The organism is Novosphingobium decolorationis, assembly GCF_018417475.1.
Lineage (GTDB): Bacteria > Pseudomonadota > Alphaproteobacteria > Sphingomonadales > Sphingomonadaceae > Novosphingobium > Novosphingobium decolorationis.
In genome coordinates this window covers 1,932,214-1,947,641 of sequence record NZ_CP054856.1, presented here as the reverse complement: position 1 = coordinate 1,947,641, position 15,428 = coordinate 1,932,214, and the positions used below count along the sequence as shown (strand labels likewise).

19 protein-coding genes are annotated in these 15,428 nt (G+C 61.6%); 15 read left to right on the top strand and 4 right to left on the bottom strand.

What is annotated here, in order from left to right; genetic code table 11:
- Positions 1–20: 20 nt before the first annotated feature.
- The 5 genes from HT578_RS08960 (at position 21) to HT578_RS08940 (ending at position 3,012) form a co-directional block, all read left to right on the top strand.
- Positions 21–335 carry a 2Fe-2S iron-sulfur cluster-binding protein gene (locus tag HT578_RS08960; protein WP_037478039.1) on the top strand — a complete coding sequence of 105 codons (315 nt, stop codon included), beginning with the start codon at positions 21–23 and terminating at the stop codon, positions 333–335.
- A 106-nt stretch (positions 336–441) separates the two neighbouring features.
- Positions 442–1,674, top strand: coding sequence for an NAD(P)/FAD-dependent oxidoreductase (locus tag HT578_RS08955; protein ID WP_017184790.1), 1,233 nt, complete (start codon positions 442–444; stop codon positions 1,672–1,674).
- A 235-nt stretch (positions 1,675–1,909) separates the two neighbouring features.
- Positions 1,910–2,194 carry a hypothetical protein gene (locus HT578_RS08950; protein WP_230461513.1) on the top strand — a complete coding sequence of 95 codons (285 nt, stop codon included), beginning with the start codon at positions 1,910–1,912 and terminating at the stop codon, positions 2,192–2,194.
- A 10-nt stretch (positions 2,195–2,204) separates the two neighbouring features.
- On the top strand, positions 2,205–2,603 hold the full coding sequence (locus HT578_RS08945) for an SGNH/GDSL hydrolase family protein (protein ID WP_225900034.1): 399 nt from the start codon (positions 2,205–2,207) through the stop codon (positions 2,601–2,603).
- 139 nt (positions 2,604–2,742) lie between these two features.
- Positions 2,743–3,012 (top strand): hypothetical protein, encoded by a 270-nt coding sequence (locus HT578_RS08940; RefSeq protein ID WP_017184787.1) that lies wholly within the window; start codon positions 2,743–2,745, stop codon positions 3,010–3,012.
- Here HT578_RS08940 and HT578_RS08935 read toward each other — a convergent pair.
- Positions 3,009–4,304: a hypothetical protein gene (locus tag HT578_RS08935; protein WP_017184786.1), complete on the bottom strand. Its 1,296-nt coding sequence runs from the start codon at positions 4,302–4,304 to the stop codon at positions 3,009–3,011. The genes HT578_RS08940 and HT578_RS08935 overlap by 4 nt on opposite strands.
- Positions 4,305–4,414: 110 nt before the next feature.
- Between HT578_RS08935 and HT578_RS08930 the strand changes: the two genes are divergently transcribed.
- A complete protein-coding gene (locus HT578_RS08930) occupies positions 4,415–5,380 on the top strand; it encodes a lytic transglycosylase domain-containing protein (RefSeq protein ID WP_037515329.1) in 966 nt (321 codons plus the stop codon).
- A 38-nt stretch (positions 5,381–5,418) separates the two neighbouring features.
- Here HT578_RS08930 and HT578_RS08925 read toward each other — a convergent pair whose 3' ends face one another.
- From HT578_RS08925 to HT578_RS08915, 3 genes are all read right to left on the bottom strand, one after another.
- Positions 5,419–5,913 carry a hypothetical protein gene (locus HT578_RS08925; RefSeq protein WP_017184784.1) on the bottom strand — a complete coding sequence of 165 codons (495 nt, stop codon included), beginning with the start codon at positions 5,911–5,913 and terminating at the stop codon, positions 5,419–5,421.
- Positions 5,914–6,050: 137 nt separating this feature from the next.
- Entirely contained in the window at positions 6,051–6,815 is a 765-nt protein-coding gene (locus HT578_RS08920; RefSeq protein WP_015449415.1) for an IS6-like element IS6100 family transposase, read from the bottom strand.
- A 287-nt stretch (positions 6,816–7,102) separates the two neighbouring features.
- Positions 7,103–8,044, bottom strand: a complete 942-nt coding sequence (locus HT578_RS08915) for a LysR family transcriptional regulator (RefSeq protein ID WP_213503713.1) — start codon at positions 8,042–8,044, stop codon at positions 7,103–7,105.
- Positions 8,045–8,151: 107 nt separating this feature from the next.
- Between HT578_RS08915 and HT578_RS08910 the strand changes: the two genes are divergently transcribed.
- From HT578_RS08910 to pcaD, 9 genes are read left to right on the top strand one after another with little or no spacing between them, the layout of a single operon-like run.
- Positions 8,152–9,309 (top strand): muconate cycloisomerase family protein, encoded by a 1,158-nt coding sequence (locus tag HT578_RS08910; RefSeq protein WP_213503712.1) that lies wholly within the window; start codon positions 8,152–8,154, stop codon positions 9,307–9,309.
- 6 nt (positions 9,310–9,315) lie between these two features.
- Positions 9,316–9,606, top strand: a complete 291-nt coding sequence (gene catC / locus HT578_RS08905) for a muconolactone Delta-isomerase (protein ID WP_213503711.1) — start codon at positions 9,316–9,318, stop codon at positions 9,604–9,606.
- Between the two features lie 45 nt (positions 9,607–9,651).
- Positions 9,652–10,566: a dioxygenase family protein gene (locus HT578_RS08900; RefSeq protein ID WP_213503710.1), complete on the top strand. Its 915-nt coding sequence runs from the start codon at positions 9,652–9,654 to the stop codon at positions 10,564–10,566.
- Positions 10,567–10,609: 43 nt separating this feature from the next.
- Positions 10,610–11,965 (top strand): SRPBCC family protein, encoded by a 1,356-nt coding sequence (locus HT578_RS08895; RefSeq protein ID WP_039390793.1) that lies wholly within the window; start codon positions 10,610–10,612, stop codon positions 11,963–11,965.
- On the top strand, positions 11,962–12,477 hold the full coding sequence (gene benB, locus HT578_RS08890) for a benzoate 1,2-dioxygenase small subunit (RefSeq protein WP_213503709.1): 516 nt from the start codon (positions 11,962–11,964) through the stop codon (positions 12,475–12,477). The genes HT578_RS08895 and benB overlap by 4 nt, the downstream gene beginning before the upstream one ends.
- Positions 12,478–12,488: 11 nt before the next feature.
- The gene (benD, locus tag HT578_RS08885) at positions 12,489–13,274 is read left to right on the top strand and encodes a benzoate diol dehydrogenase BenD (RefSeq protein WP_213503708.1); all 786 of its coding nucleotides are present in this window, start codon (positions 12,489–12,491) and stop codon (positions 13,272–13,274) included.
- 8 nt (positions 13,275–13,282) lie between these two features.
- Positions 13,283–13,990, top strand: a complete 708-nt coding sequence (locus tag HT578_RS08880; RefSeq protein ID WP_039390797.1) for a CoA transferase subunit A — start codon at positions 13,283–13,285, stop codon at positions 13,988–13,990.
- On the top strand, positions 13,991–14,647 hold the full coding sequence (locus HT578_RS08875; RefSeq protein ID WP_213503707.1) for a 3-oxoacid CoA-transferase subunit B: 657 nt from the start codon (positions 13,991–13,993) through the stop codon (positions 14,645–14,647).
- Complete coding sequence (pcaD, locus tag HT578_RS08870) at positions 14,647–15,426, top strand: 3-oxoadipate enol-lactonase (RefSeq protein ID WP_213503706.1); 780 nt, start codon at positions 14,647–14,649, stop codon at positions 15,424–15,426. Before HT578_RS08875 ends, pcaD begins: the two co-directional genes overlap by 1 nt.
- The last annotated feature ends 2 nt before the right edge of the window (positions 15,427–15,428 follow it).

Genomic DNA, 15,428 nt, shown 5'->3' with positions numbered 1-15,428 from the left:
ATTTGGAAATTAGAGGACTAATGGAGATTACCGTTACAACGCGCACTGGCGAGCGCGTGACCGTCACACCGAATGGCGCAACCACGTTACTGGAAGCGATCCGCGACGCAGGCATCGACGAGTTGCTTGCATTGTGCGGAGGGTGTTGCTCCTGCGCAACCTGCCATATCCAGGTCGATGAAGCGTTTCTCGATCGCTTGCCACCCATGAGTACGGATGAGGACGATCTTCTGGACTCGTCCGAGCACCGTTGCTCAAGATCTCGGTTATCCTGTCAGTTGACTATCTCTGATGCTCTGGACGGACTTTGCATCACGATTGCGCCGGAAGATTGAGGGCACTTGAGTTCGCAAAGAGAGCTCAATCAGGCTCTTGCCGTTAACCGACGGCGTGACAAGCAAAGCACGGCTTATGTAATCCTGTAAGGAAGCTATCTATCCCATGAGCGAGCGGTACGATGTTCTTATTGTTGGGGCCGGGCATGGGGGAGCTCAAGCCGCGCTCGCGCTGCGCCAGCATAAATATGCGGGAAGTGTGGCACTGCTGGGAGATGAGCCAGATCCGCCATATGAACGCCCGCCGCTCTCCAAGGAATATTTCTCAGGCGAAAAGAGCTTCGAAAGAATTCTCATTCGACCTCAGGCAATCTGGGCCGAGCGCGATATCGAGTTGCAGCTCCTGCGACGGGTTGTGGCCGTCGATCCGGCGGAGCAAAATGTTGTGCTCTCCGACGGAAGCCGCATTGGCTATGGCAAGCTGATCTGGGCAACTGGCGGTGCGCCTCGTCGCTTGAGCTGTTCGGGAAGCGATCTCATGGGTGTCCACAACGTCCGCACTCGTGCTGACGCTGACCGCATGCTGGCCGAGACGCCGAAAGTGCAGAATGTCGTGGTGATCGGTGGCGGGTATATCGGCCTCGAGGCGGCTGCGGTACTCGCCAAGCTCGGCAAGCAAGTGACGGTGCTGGAAGCGATGGATCGTGTGCTGGCAAGGGTCGCTGGTGAACCGCTTTCTCGTTTTTATGAGGCTGAACATCGGGCGCATGGCGTTGAGATCCATTTGAACGCCAAAATGGATTGCCTGATTGGACATGATGGATGGGTAACGGGTGTCCGGATGTCTGACGGCTCGGTCTTACCCGCAGACATGGTTGTCGTCGGCATCGGGATCGTTCCGGCCGTAGAGCCATTGATCGCGGCGGGTGCGGCAAGCGGGAACGGGGTAGAAGTCGATGAATTCTGTCAGACTTCGTTGCCGAACATTTACGCGATCGGCGATTGCGCGATCCATGCCAACCCCTTTGCTGGCGGTCAGCGGATCCGGTTGGAGTCAGTTCAGAACGCCAATGACCAGGCCATAACGGCCGCCAGGCATATTGCTGGTGACGCCGCGCCGTACCACGCCGTTCCCTGGTTCTGGTCGAACCAATATGATCTCAAGCTCCAGACTATCGGGCTTAGCTTGGGATACGATGAAGTCGTCGTGCGGGGCCAGAGCGCAGCGCGCAGCTTCACGCTCGTATATCTTAGCAAGGGTAAGGTGCTGGCCCTTGACTGCGTCAACTCTGTGAAGGACTATGTTCAGGGTAAGGCACTCGTTATCACGCAGGCCACTCCTGATAAATCTGTACTTGCAAACCCTGAGATTCCTATCAAGTCACTTTTGGTGAGTTGATAGAACTGTTGTTATAATAACAATTCTGATAAATTTCTGAGTATATACAAAATTAACTGAAACTTTCTCTTTACACATGTGAAGGTTTTTCTTGTATTTTCTAGAATCAGTTTGGCAGTACATAGACATAGTTGATATGTATTTTTGATTTCGGGTGGCCGGAATTGCATGTTTTGCGACGAAAAGGCAGGTCGTGCCTGCCCGTACTGATTTGCCGCTTACGATGGATAGCATCATGCACGCCTCCGTCCTTATCATCCTGCATGAGGGTCATAAGATGCTCCAGGTCCACGCAAGCGAGGCGGCTTCCTGGAAGGCACTCCTGGGTTTTGTAGAGCAGCAATGGCAGGCCCGCTTCGGTTCGCTTTTGCCACCTCTGGACGAAACGAAGCGGATTGAGGCGTTTTTCAAGGATGAGGGGGATTACCTGATCGGCAAGGTGGACGTATCGGAAATCCGGCAACAAATCGAAGACCAAGACAGCAACGTTCCCGATGCCGGGGAGCAGGTCCGTATTTGAGTGCCTCATATTGGGCGACAGCATCGGGCTGGGGACCGCACGCGCCATCAACGCGAAATATGCCCCCCAGTGCGATGTGCTAGCGGCCGAGCGTGTGCATGCACATCAGATACTTGGATGGCGTTTCCCAACGAAGAAGTACGGCGCATGCGTCTTTTCGGTCGGATCCAACGACGATGCAAGGTCTGATCTCGCCGCCAGGCTGACGAGTATCCGTATCCGGACCATCTGCCATCGGGTCATTTGGCTTCTTCCTTACAGTCGTCAACATGCCTACATTGTGAACTCGGTCGCTGCGACCTATGCTGATGAGACGATCGATCTGCTGCGCTTTCCGACGCGGGATCGGATACACCCGACGCGCTACGACCTCGTAGCGCGGGTACTACTGCGGTCGGACCCGGACTGACGCGCACGCATCTTCTGCATCGCGTTGCAACGCCGACCTTTGGCATCTGTGCATCTCAGATGAGGCAAGTTCCAATTTTGCGGTACCTGATACTCCGATTAGCCTTTGTGCACGATTATCGGCTATACAGGTTGCTGAGATGCGATATCTGACGGCGATCGAACTGGCGAACTGGATGGCGCTTTATGTCGCTGCCGGTTCGTGCTGCGTGATCGCCATGGCGCTCTCCTGCGCGACGACAATGGTGGAAGTGGTTCGCGAGCGCGGCTGGTCCAGCGTCAATTCCCTTCGGTCCGCCATCCTGTTTGTCCCGAAAATATGGTGGCGCTGGCAAAAGCTGTACCTGACTTCCATGCCTGTGACGCTCGGCATCGTCATTCTCTTCGCCACATCGATGCGCTGGAGCTAGGCGCCCGCCGCGCGACGGACGATAGCGCCGATGCGGCCCGTTTCCACATCCGCCGGTGATACACACACGAGTGGACCAATTTGCGCCATGCGCGGATGAGTGACAGCTTTTGCGGCTAGATACGTCTCATCAGTTGATCCCATGGCTTCCACGATGATCGACCTGATCTCGCCGGTTTCGCGAGAGCGCAGTTCCAGGATGAAGTCAGGCCGGCAGGCGCCGATCGGCGTAAGTGTGTCGAAAACCGGTTTCTCAATGGTGAGGTCGATTCCGATGCGATCGAACGTCCATTGGAGTTTGATCAATTCGCGGAGCACTGCGCGTTCAAATTCGGAATCTACCGGAACGAAGCGTTTCCCTGAGAAAATAGGCTGGGCGTAGGCACGGAGCGGCGCATACCCATGGGCTTCAGGATATTCCCCAGCAACGACGATCGTCAGGTAAGGCCCCTTGATCTGGTTTCCACGGATCGACGGCGATTGGACGCGATTGGCGAGGACAACCGGATCGCTTCCCGGCACATATATGGTGGAGCCGCGGACATCCTGAGCAAATAGGGCCAGGAACGCCTGCGGAGCATGGCCGCGGGGCCAGCCTCGGGCAAGTTCACGCAGACGCGCGTACATGCGTCGGCTGTGTAGCGCCTGAGCATGCGTCCAGAACGCGCGACCCAGTTCAATGCCTGGCGCGATTTCGACTTTTCCGGCCGCAACGGAGAGCACGCGGAATTCGGTTTTGATGGAACGCTCGGCCGTATCGAACGATGGAGGCAGGCAACGATTCAAGCCGGAAAGAGCAAGAAGCCGCCAAAGCAACCGCGCCAGGCGCGGGATCGATGCCTGACGGGTACGATCATCGGTGCTGTCCTCCTCGGGACGTTGGGCAAGCTTCTCGGGCGCGGGGCGCAGAACCTCGAAATAGCCGGCGGGCGGTTCCGCAGGGCTTTCCTGTGTCCACACTTCGGTGATGCGGTTTGTTGCCTGTTCGCGGAAAAACGGGCAATCGGGTTGATGCTCGGGCCGATCAGTGCTCGTAAGACGCCGCAGGTAGTAGGTTTCAGCTTCCGAGAGGAAGGCGGGAGTCAGGATGGGCGGCGGTTCACCTGGCGGCAAGCAGTCACAGGCGATCCACTTTTCGCCGATGCGCGCTTGCTGGACGAGCATGATCCCCGCTTCTTCATCGGCCCGGGCACCTTGGCCGATGTACCAGCGAACCAGGGCATTCCGAACGGCCTCTGGAAGAGGAATTCGGCCCTTTCCGCAGCCATTGCTGTATCGCGCGATCAGCCACATTTCGCTCTCGCAAGAGCTGTGCGGCCGGCCGTCAGAGTGTCTCGGGGCGGATTGACAAGATGGACTCGGCTGGCGTCCATTTTCCTCGGTTCAAGAATGGGGAGGTCGTCATGCGTGCTTTTTTCTTGGGTGTCGCCACCGTCGGCCTGATCTGTTCCGTCGAAGCGCCCGCCGTCTCGAGGCCTGAACACGCGGTCCGAAGCGTCCAGCTCATCGCGATGGGCGCCCCGGTGAAGCAAGACGTCGCGGCGCCGGCTGCGCCAGTTCGGGATCTGCCAGATGCGACACTGTTGCCGCCGGTTGGGGACTTTCGGGTGCATGACCTCAGTCGGCAATGGGTGGAATTCCAGATGGCGAACAATTTCATGGACACAAATCCCCGGTCGGCGCCTGCCGATGCCGAAGATCCGTTCGCCCATGTGGGCGTCGCGCAGTTGGGCGCGATGGCGGTCGAAGCACAGCTCCCGCCTGCATCCAGCGTGCCTGTCCCGCTCTGGATGCGAGGCGGCGCCATGTTCGCGTCGGCGGCTTATCATTATGTGCCTGGCTGCTCTTCGCCGGGTTACCGGCCGACCGGATTTCTGACGTCCGATGCCGAGATGCGCCGGGCTAGTTACTACGACATGATGAGCAACATCGCATGCCAATATGGCATTCCGGTTGGCCTGTTCGATGCCATGATCATCCGGGAAAGCCGGTATCGGCCCGACGCTTTCTCGCGCAAGAACGCATTCGGGCTCACACAGTTGATGCCCGACACGGCAGTTGCACTGGGCGTCAACCGTTACAGCATCAATGAGAACCTGCGCGGGGGCGCGAAATATCTGCGCCAGCAGCTCGACCGTTTCGGCCACTATCATCTCGCGCTCGCCGCCTACAATGCAGGACCGGGGCGGATTCGGAATGGCCTGGTCCCGCAGATCCCTGAAACGCAAGCCTATGTGGACAATGTTCTGCTCAACTGGTCGCGATTGAGCGGGATCGGGCGCCAGGCGACAATCATTTCGACGACAGCCGGCCCTAACACGCAGCTGCGCCCAACAATCGGAAGGAAGGCGTCCGTCTCGACATTCTAGCCGCATGGTTTGCTGATCCATGTCCACGAACAGTTCGGCTAGAGGTCGAAATCGTCGCCATGGGTGAGGCGATTTCTGCGCTCATGAATAGCTTGGACCTCCTCGGTCACCTTCTTGATCAATGCGTTTTGGAGCGACGGGCTCCAGGCCAGCCTGATCTCGGTTCCATCGAAGCCACCCAATTCCTCGAGCACATCAATCATTCGCTCAGGCGCGCGCACGCATATGTCGCAGAGCATGAAGACAGCCGTCGAATAACATTTCTGATAATATTCATCGAGACCTTTGAAGGTTTTCAGGCACACATATGCGTGCACTAGATTCATGCCGAGCGCGTGCAATATTGTTTCAAATTCAGGAAGCGTCATGGTGACGCGTTTTTCGGGCTTGCTGTGCAGCAAAACGCCCAGCCTCGATTTGCTGATACCGGTCAGGTGGGCGAGTTTGCGTTGAGTTGCTTTCTTGCAAGCCATCGCCCGCAGGATCAGAGGCACATAGTCCCTCTGCAGCTCGTCGCCTTGGGCGAGCTCCACAACTTACGCCCCTAACTTGGCAAGAGATGTCATATCGATCCCCCAATGCCGTTCGGATGGGGAAGACAATCATAGCAGAAAAGGGCTCTGTTGCAAAGATTGGCGGCAGTCAGAGGTAGGCTGTCGCTCTGCGCCGATCAGGCGGCTGCTGCGAAATGGTGGTTGAGCATGCCCATGGCCTCCGTCAGCGCCGAGGGCCCAATGCCAAAAGCTCTCTCCACAAGGCGCACCTCGCCCCTGATGCCGGGCTGCAGGCACCAGGGGCGAGCCTGTCCTTTGCGCAGGGCTCGCATGACTTCGAATCCCTTGATCGTGGCATAGGCCGTGGGGATCGATTTGAAACCGCGCACCGGCTTGATCAGTATCTTGAGCTTTCCGTGATCGGCCTCGATCACGTTATTGAGATACTTCACCTGCCGGTGGGCCGTCTCCCGGTCCAGCTTTCCTTCGCGCTTCAATTCGGTGATCGCTGCACCATAGCTCGGCGCTTTGTCGGTATTGAGCGTGGCAGGCTTTTCCCAGTGCTTCAGGCCTCGCAGGGCCTTGTCCAGGAACCGCTTCGCTGCCTTGGCGCTGCGGGTCGGCGACAGGTAGAAATCGATCGTGTCGCCCCGCTTGTCGACTGCCCGGTACAGGTAGGTCCACTTGCCCCGCACCTTGACGTAGGTTTCATCCAGGCGCCAGCTCGGATCAAAGCCACGCCGCCAGAACCAGCGCAGCCGCTTCTCCATCTCCGGGGCGTAGCACTGGACCCAGCGATAGATCGTCGTATGGTCGACCGAAATGCCGCGTTCCGCCAGCATTTCCTCAAGGTCGCGATAGCTGATCGGATAGCGACAATACCAGCGCACCGCCCACAGGATCACATCACCCTGGAAATGGCGCCACTTGAAATCCGTCATCGTTCCGTCCGTCCAATCTCCGCCAAGCATGCTCAAGCTTCACGATTTTTGCAACAGAGCCAGCAGGATGGCGCAGGCGACAATGATCTTCTTGTGCAGTGAACTCAGAGGCGCCTGCTCGATCAGGCGGCCGACATCGATACCTTGCATATCGATACTCTCCCGGTTTGTGATTTTGTATTTTTCAGGAGACTGAGTGATTTAGTAGGGGGTGCCAAATACCGATTGAGTGCCAGGTCGATACGCTGGGAGTATTCGGGTGGAATTTGCGCAAGGCGCTCAGGGGGTTAACCGCTCGCGATTGCGGCCTCGTGCGCGTCGAGCGCGGTGGGAACGTCGTAGCCCCAGTCGCGGTATTTGCGCGCGATCGTGGCAATCATCAGCGCCAGTTCGGGCGAGTGGTCGCCGGGGCGGTGGCTCATGATGATGGGCGAAGTCGCGGTCTCGGCAAGCTCGCGGTAGACGACGTCGTGGCTGCGCGCGCGGCGCACCGATTCGGGCACGATGGCGATGCCTTCCTCGGCCGCGACAAGGCCGATGGCGATCTGCAGTTCGCGCGCCTCGTGCGCGATCCTTGGCTCGATCCCGTAGTCGCGCCAGAGCGAGAGGACCTGGTCGGCATAGCTGGGGCGGGGCTGGCGCGGGTAGATGATCTGCGGCTCCTGCGCGAGGTCGCTCAGCGACACCGGCCCGGACCCGCTCGCCATGGGGTGGTCGGGCGAGAAGGCGGCGACAAGCTTCTCGTGGCGCAGGATCACGCGCTGCACCGCCGGATCATCGAAACGGATGCGCCCGAAGCCCACATCGATGCGCCCGTCCTTAAGCGCGGCCAGCTGGTCGAGCGTGGTGCTCTCGACCATGACCAGTTCGACGTTCTTGGCGACCTTGCGGAATTCGCGGATGAGCTCGGGCAGGCGCGCATAGATGGTGGAGGCGACGAAGCCGATGACAAGGCGCCGCCGCTCGCTGGTCGCGGCCGCGCGCACCATCGCTTCCACGTCCTCGATCCGCGCGAGCACCTGGAGCGCCTGCGAATGGAGCAGGCGGCCGACCTTGGTCAGCTGGAGGGGGCGGCTCGAACGGTCGAGCAGGGTTGCCCCGACATGCGCCTCAAGTTGCTGGATCGCGCGGGAAAGGGGCGGCTGGGCGATGTGCAGCCGCTCGGCCGCGCGGTTGAAATTGCCTTCGTCGGCGACTGCGACGAAGTAGCGAAGGAGGCGCAGGTCCATTCAAGATACCTCTCAGGTATAATCCCATGACCCGATTGATCTTTGAATGCGGGCACGGGGAGTACTAAATTTCCCTCGAAACGTAATCACACGGGAGAGAGGCTGCAATGGCTGCGTTGGATCGCGCTGATACCTTCATTGTCGATGTGCCGACAATTCGCCCGCATGTTCTGGCCATGGCCACCATGCATTCGCAGGCGATGACGATCGTGCGCCTGGTTGACGGTGATGGCGTGGAGGGCCTCGGGGAAGGCACCACCATCGGTGGTCTCAGCTACGGCGAGGAGAGCCCCGAGAGCATCAAGTCCGCGATCGACACTTACATCCTGCCCGTGCTGGAAGCGAGCGACATCTCCCGCGTGGGCGAGACGATGGCGCGGATCAACGCCTGCGTGCGCGGCAACCATTTTGCCAAGTGCGCCGTGGAAAGCGCGCTCCTCGACATGGCGGGCAAGCGCCTGGGCGTTCCCGTCTCCGAGCTGATCGGCGGCGGGCGCGTGCGCGACACGCTGCCCGTGGCCTGGACGTTGGCGAGCGGCGACACCGCCCGTGACATCGCCGAGGGCGAGCAGATGCTGGCCGAGCGCCGTCACAACATCTTCAAGCTCAAGATCGGCAAGCGCGCCGTGCGCGATGACGTCGCCCATGTCGGCGCGATCTGCAAGGCGCTGGGCGACCGCGCGAGCATCCGTGTCGACGTCAACCAGAACTGGAGCGAGCCCCAGGCGCGGCTTGGCATGGCGATGCTGCACGATGTGGGCTGTGACCTCGTCGAGCAGCCCACCGCGGGCGATGACATCGCGGCGATGGCGCGTCTCTCGCAGGGGCAGACCATTCCGCTCATGGCCGACGAGGCGCTGCACGGGCCGCGTTCGGCGCTGCGCATTGCCGAGGCGGGCGCCGCGTCGGTCTTCGCGCTCAAGATCGAGCAGTCGGGCGGTCTCTTTGCGACCGCGCAAGTCGCCGCGATCGCAGAGGCTGCGGGCCTTGGCCTTTACGGTGGCACGATGCTGGAGGGCAGCGTCGGCACGGCCGCCTCGGCCCATGTCTTTGCGACCCTGCCGCAGCTCGACTGGGGTACCGAACTGTTCGGCCCGCTTCTCCAGACCGACGAGATTCTGGCCGAGCCGCTGCACTATGCCGACTTCGCGCTGAGCGTGCCGACCGGCCCTGGCCTGGGTATCGCGCTCGACGAGGACAAGATCGCCTATTTCCGGCGCGACCGCGATGGTCCGCGCCTCCACGCCGTCACTACAGGAGCCTGATCCCCCATGCTTTTCATGGTTGAAATGGACGTCAACATCCCCCTCGACTTCGACGCCGAGGAAGCCGCGCGCCTCAAGGCCGAGGAGAAGGCCTACTCGCAGAAGCTGCAGGCCGATGGCACCTGGCGCCACATCTGGCGCAAGACCGGGCTCTATTCGAACGTCAGCATCTTCGATGTCGCGAGCAACGAGGCGCTTCACGACGTGCTCATGGCGCTGCCGCTCTACCCCTTCATGGTGATGAAGGTGACGCCGCTCAACCGCCACCCCTCGGCCATTCGCGACGACGACACCTGAGGGCGCCCAAAGCCCAACCAATTTCTATAATCGGGAGAGTTCACCATGGATGTGACCTTTGTAAGAACACCGGAAATTCAGAAGCTGCTCGATACCGCGGCGGGCATCGGCCAGGAGGGCGGCGACACGCGCCTCAAGGGCATCGTGCGCGACCTGACCGAGTCGATCATGGAAGTGATCGTCAAGCACGACATCTCGGAAGACGAATTCTGGGGCGCCATCAAGTTCTTCGCCGATGGCGCGGGTGAACTCGGCCTGATTGCTCCGGGCTCGGGCCTCGAGCACTTCATGGACCTCTACATGGACGCCAAGGACGCCGAAGCGGGCCTTTCGGGCGGCACGCCGCGCACCATCGAGGGCCCGCTCTACGTCTCGGGAGCCCCGCTCGTCGAGAACGGCGCGAACCTCACCAGCGACCCCGATCCCGAAGCGGACAACCTCACCATGACGGGCGCCATTACCGGCCCGGACGGCGAGCCCGTCAAGGACGCCATCGTCCATGTCTGGCACGCCAACTCGCAGGGGTGGTACTCGCACTTCGACCCCACCACCGAGCAGACGCCGTTCAACAACCGCCGCCGCATCAAGCTGGGCGAGGATGGCACCTACGTCTTCCACTCGAAGATGCCGAGCGGCTACTCGTGCCCCCCGGGCGGCGCGACCGAAACGCTCATGTTTGCGCTGGGCCGCCACGGCAGCCGTCCCGCGCACGTCCACTTCTTCGTGGAAGCGCCGGGCTACCGCACGCTGACCACGCAGATCAACTTTGGCGATGATCCTTTCGCCAAGGACGACTTTGCCTTCGGGACCCGCGAAGGCCTGCTGCCGGTGCCGAGCCGCCAGGGCGACCGTGTCGACCTCGCGTTCGACTTCCAGCTGCAGAAGGCAACTTCGCAGGACGACGAGCAGCTCTCGACCCGCCGCCGCGCCAGCGCCGAGGCGGAAACCGAAGCCGCCTGAGAATAGCCCGCACACGGGCACCACGATCACGGGAGACAGGATCATGACGCATCGTTTGAAAGAGAAGGTGGCGACCGCCGTCGTCGACAACCCGGAGACCGGCGAGTTTCGCTGCCGCCGGGACGTCTTCACCGACCCGGAACTGTTCGAACTGGAGATGAAGTACATCTTCGAGAGCAACTGGGTCTATCTCGCCCATGAAAGCCAGGTCGAAAAGAAGAACGACTACTTCACGACCTTCATCGGCCGCGTGCCCGTGATTCTGACCCGGGGCAAGGAGGACGCGCTCCACTGCGTCGTCAACGCCTGTGCCCACCGTGGTGCCCAGCTGTGCCGCAAGAAGCGCGGCAACCAGCCGCTCTTCGTGTGCCCCTTCCACGGCTGGAGCTTCAAGAACGACGGTTCGCTGCTGCGCGCCAAGGACGCCAGCACCGGCGCCTATCCCGAAAGCTTCAACCTCGATGGCTCGCACGACCTGACGCGCGTGAAGATCGAAAGCTACCGTGGCTTCATCTTCGGCTCGCTCAACCACGACGTGCTCCCGCTTGAGGAGCACCTGGGCGAGGCCAAGGTCATCATCGACCAGATGGTCGACCAGGCGCCCGAAGGCCTGGAAGTCCTCGTCGGCAATTCCAGCTACACCTTCGATGGCAACTGGAAGATGCAGATGGAAAACGGGTGCGACGGCTACCACGTCAGCTCGGTCCACGAGAACTACCAGTCGACCATGGGCCGCCGCGCTGAAGGCGGCACCAAGGCGGTCGACGCCAATGGCTGGTCCAAGGCCCCGGCAAGCGGTGTCTACGGTTTCGAGCATGGCCACATCCTGCTCTGGACGCAGGTGATGAACCCCGAAGTGCGCCCGATCTGGAACCGCAAGGACGATCTGGAAGCCCGGCTTGGTGAACAGAAGGCCAAGTTCATCATGGAGCAGACGCGCAATCTTGCGCTCTATCCCAATGTCTTCCTGATGGACCAGTTCTCGACCCAGATCCGCGTCGTGCGCCCGCTCGACGTGCACACCACCGAGGTGACGATTTACTGCTACGCTCCGAAGGGCGAGAGCGCACAGGACCGTGCACACCGCATCCGCCAGTACGAGGACTTCTTCAACGTCTCGGGGATGGGAACGCCCGATGACCTCGAAGAATTCCGCAGCTGCCAGCACGCCTACGAAGGCGCCGGTTCGCTCTGGAACGACCTCAGCCGCGGCGCGACCCGCTGGATCGAAGGTCCCGACGCGAACGCCAAGGCCATGGGCATGAACCCGCTCCTTTCCAGCGAACGTTCGGAAGACGAAGGTCTCTTCGTGCGCCAGCACGAGTTCTGGGCCCAGATCATGCTGGACGGGATCGAGAAGGATGCAACGCCCGCAGAAATGATGGAGGCGGCAGAATGACCATGACGCTCGAAAAGGACACCGCCACGCTTTCCTACCAGGACATCTGCGCGTTCCTCTACCGCGAGGCGCGCCTGCTCGATGATCGCGAGTACGAGAAATGGCTCGAATGCTATTCGCCCGATGTCGAGTACTGGATGCCGGCCTGGACCGACGATGACGAACTGTGCACCGATCCCCAGACGCAGATCTCGCTGATCTACTACCCCAACCGCAATGGTCTGGAAGATCGCGTCTACCGCATCCGCACCGAGCGCTCCTCGGCCTCGATGCCCCAGCCGCGCACGGCCCATTCGGTGAACAATGTGGAGGAGCTGGAAACGCGCGAGGGCGAGATTGACCTGCGCTACAACTGGCACACGCTCAGCCACCGTTCGAAGACCACGCTGCAGTTCTTCGGCACCACCTTCCTCACCCTCGATGTCTCGGGTGAGACCCCGAAGATCGTGAAGAAGAAGATCGTTCTCAAGGACGATTACATTCACCAGATCATCGACATCTACCACGTCTGAGGAGGCTCCCCGTGATTTTCGAAGGACGTTTTGCCGATAAGGTCATGATCGTGACCGGGGCGGCGCAGGGTATCGGAGCGGGTGTCGCCACCCGCGCCGCGGCCGAAGGCGCGCGCGTGGTGCTTGTCGACCGCGCCGAGTTCGTCGCGGACGTCGAGGCGGAAATCACGCAGGCGGGCGGCACCGCGATCTCGGTCGTGTGCGACCTTGAAACCTACGAGGGCGCACGTTCGGCGGCCGAGGCCGCGGTGGCCGCGTTCGGCCGCATCGATATCCTCGTCAACAACGTGGGCGGCGCGATCCGCATGCGGCCTTACGCCGAGTTCGAGCCCGAGCAGATCGACGCGGAAATCCGCCGCTCGCTCATGCCCACGCTCTATGGCTGCCACGCGGTCCTGCCCGCGATGCTGGAGCAGGGCGCGGGCACCATCGTCAATGTCTCGTCCAATGCGACGCGCGGCATTCGCCGGGTGCCCTATTCGGCGGCCAAGGGCGGGGTCAACGGCCTCACCATGAGCCTCGCCATGGAATATGGCGAACAGGGCATCCGCGTCGTCGCCACAGCGCCGGGCGGCACGTCCGCGCCGCCGCGCAAGGTGCCGCGCAACGCGTCTGGCGACACCGCGCAGGAGCAGGCCTGGACGGCCGAGGCGGTCGAACAGGTGACCACCTCGACCTTCGTGAAACGCTACGGCACGCTGGATGAGCAGATCGCCCCGATCCTGTTCCTGGCCTCCGACGAGGCCAGCTACATGACCGGCTCCGTCCTGCCCGTTGCGGGCGGCGACCTGGGATAAGGAAGACCATGAGCAAGATTTACGAGAGCCCCGCAGCCGCGCTGGACGGCGTGCTGTTCGACGGGATGACGATCATGTCGGGAGGCTTTGGCCTTTCGGGCAACCCGGAGAGCCTGATCCCCGAGATCCGCAAATCGGGCGTGAAAGACCTCACCGTCGTCTCGAACAACGCGGGCGCCGACGGCTTTGGCCTCTGGATGCTCCTGGAAAGCCGCCAGGTGAAGAAGATGATCTCCTCCTACGTGGGCGAGAACAAGCTCTTCGAAAGCCAGTACCTTTCGGGCGAGCTGGAACTGGAACTGAACCCGCAGGGGACGCTTGCCGAGCGCATCCGTGCCGGTGGGGCAGGCATTCCCGCTTTCTACACCAAGACGGGCGTGGGCACCGTGGTCGCCGAAGGCAAGCCGGTCGAAACCTTCGAGGGCGAAGACTACGTGCGCGAGACCTGGCTGCGCAGCGACCTTTCGATCATCAAGGCCTGGCGCGCGGACCCGGAGGGCAACCTCATGTTCCGCAAGACCGCGCGCAACTTCAACCCGAACATGGCGACCGCGGGCAAGGTGACCGTCGTCGAGGTGGAAGAGATCGTGCCCGAGGGTACCTTCGATCCCGACTGCATCCACACGCCCGGCATCTACGTCGACCGCGTGGTGCTCTCCACCATCAACGAGAAGCGCATCGAGAAGAAGACCGTGCGCGAAAGGGAGGCCGTCTAAATGACCTGGGACCGCAACCAGATGGCCGCGCGCGCGGCCAAGGAACTCAAGGACGGTTTCTACGTGAACCTGGGCATCGGGATCCCGACGCTCGTCGCCAACTACGTGCCCAAGGGCATGAAGGTGACGCTCCAGTCCGAGAACGGGATGCTGGGCATCGGGCCGTTTCCCTATGACGGCGAGGAAGACCCGGACCTCATCAACGCGGGCAAGCAGACCGTCACCGCGCTGCCGACGTCCAGCTTCTTCTCCAGCGCCGACAGCTTCTCCATGATCCGTGGCGGCCACATCGACATGGCCGTGCTGGGCGCGATGGAAGTGAGCGCGAACGGCGATTTGGCCAACTGGATGATCCCGGGCAAGATGGTCAAGGGCATGGGCGGCGCGATGGACCTTGTCGCGGGCGTCAAGAAGATCGTCGTGGTCATGGATCACTGCACCAAGAAGGGCGAATCCAAGATCCTGCCCGAGTGCACCCTGCCGCTGACCGGCAAGGCCGTGGTCGACATGATCATCACCGACCTGTGCGTCTTTGCCGTCGACCGCGCAAAGGGTGGCCTCAGCCTCGTGGAACTGGCACCGGGCGTCACCCTCGACGAAGTGCGCGAAAAGACCGCCGTGCCCTTCGATACCTCCGCGCTGGAAGAGGTGGCCTGATGCCCTTTACCCAGGTTTCGGGCGCGCAGATCTACTGGAAGATGGATGGGCGCGAAGGTGCGCCGGTCCTCGTCCTTTTGAACTCCATCGGTTCGGACATGGACCTGTGGGACCCCGCGCTGGCGCATCTGCGCGATCAGTTCCGCCTGCTGCGCATCGACACGCGCGGCCACGGCGCCTCGCAGGCCGAGCCGGGCGACTATACGCTCTCGCTTCTGGCCGAGGACATCCTCGCGGTCGCGAAGGAGGCGGGTGTCGAGAGCTTTGCGCTTGCGGGCGTGTCGCTGGGCGGCATGATCGGCATGGAGATCGCCCTCTCCCACCCCGGCGTGCTGGAGAAGCTGGTGCTGGTCTGCACCTCGGCCACCATGGACGCGGCCTCGTGGGCCCAGCGCATTGCGACGGTGCGCGAAAAGGGCATGGTCGCCATTGCCGAGATGGCGATGGGCCGCTTCCTCTCGCCCGAATTCCGCGCCGAAGAGCCTGCCGTCTATGACGCCGTGCTGCGCCAGCTGATCGCGACCAATGCGCAAGGCTACGCGGGCTGCGGCGCAGCAATCCGCGACATGGACCTGGCGGGCCGTATTTCCGCCATTGCCTGCCCGACGCTGGTCGTCACCGGCACGCGCGACACCTCGACCCCGCTGGAGGGCCACGGTGAAACCCTGCTGCAGACGATCCCTGGCGCGCAGCATCTCGCGCTTGAGGCCGCGCACCTTGCGCCCCTCGAAGCGCCCGAGGCGCTGGCCGCGGGCATGACGTCCTTCCTTACGAACTGAAA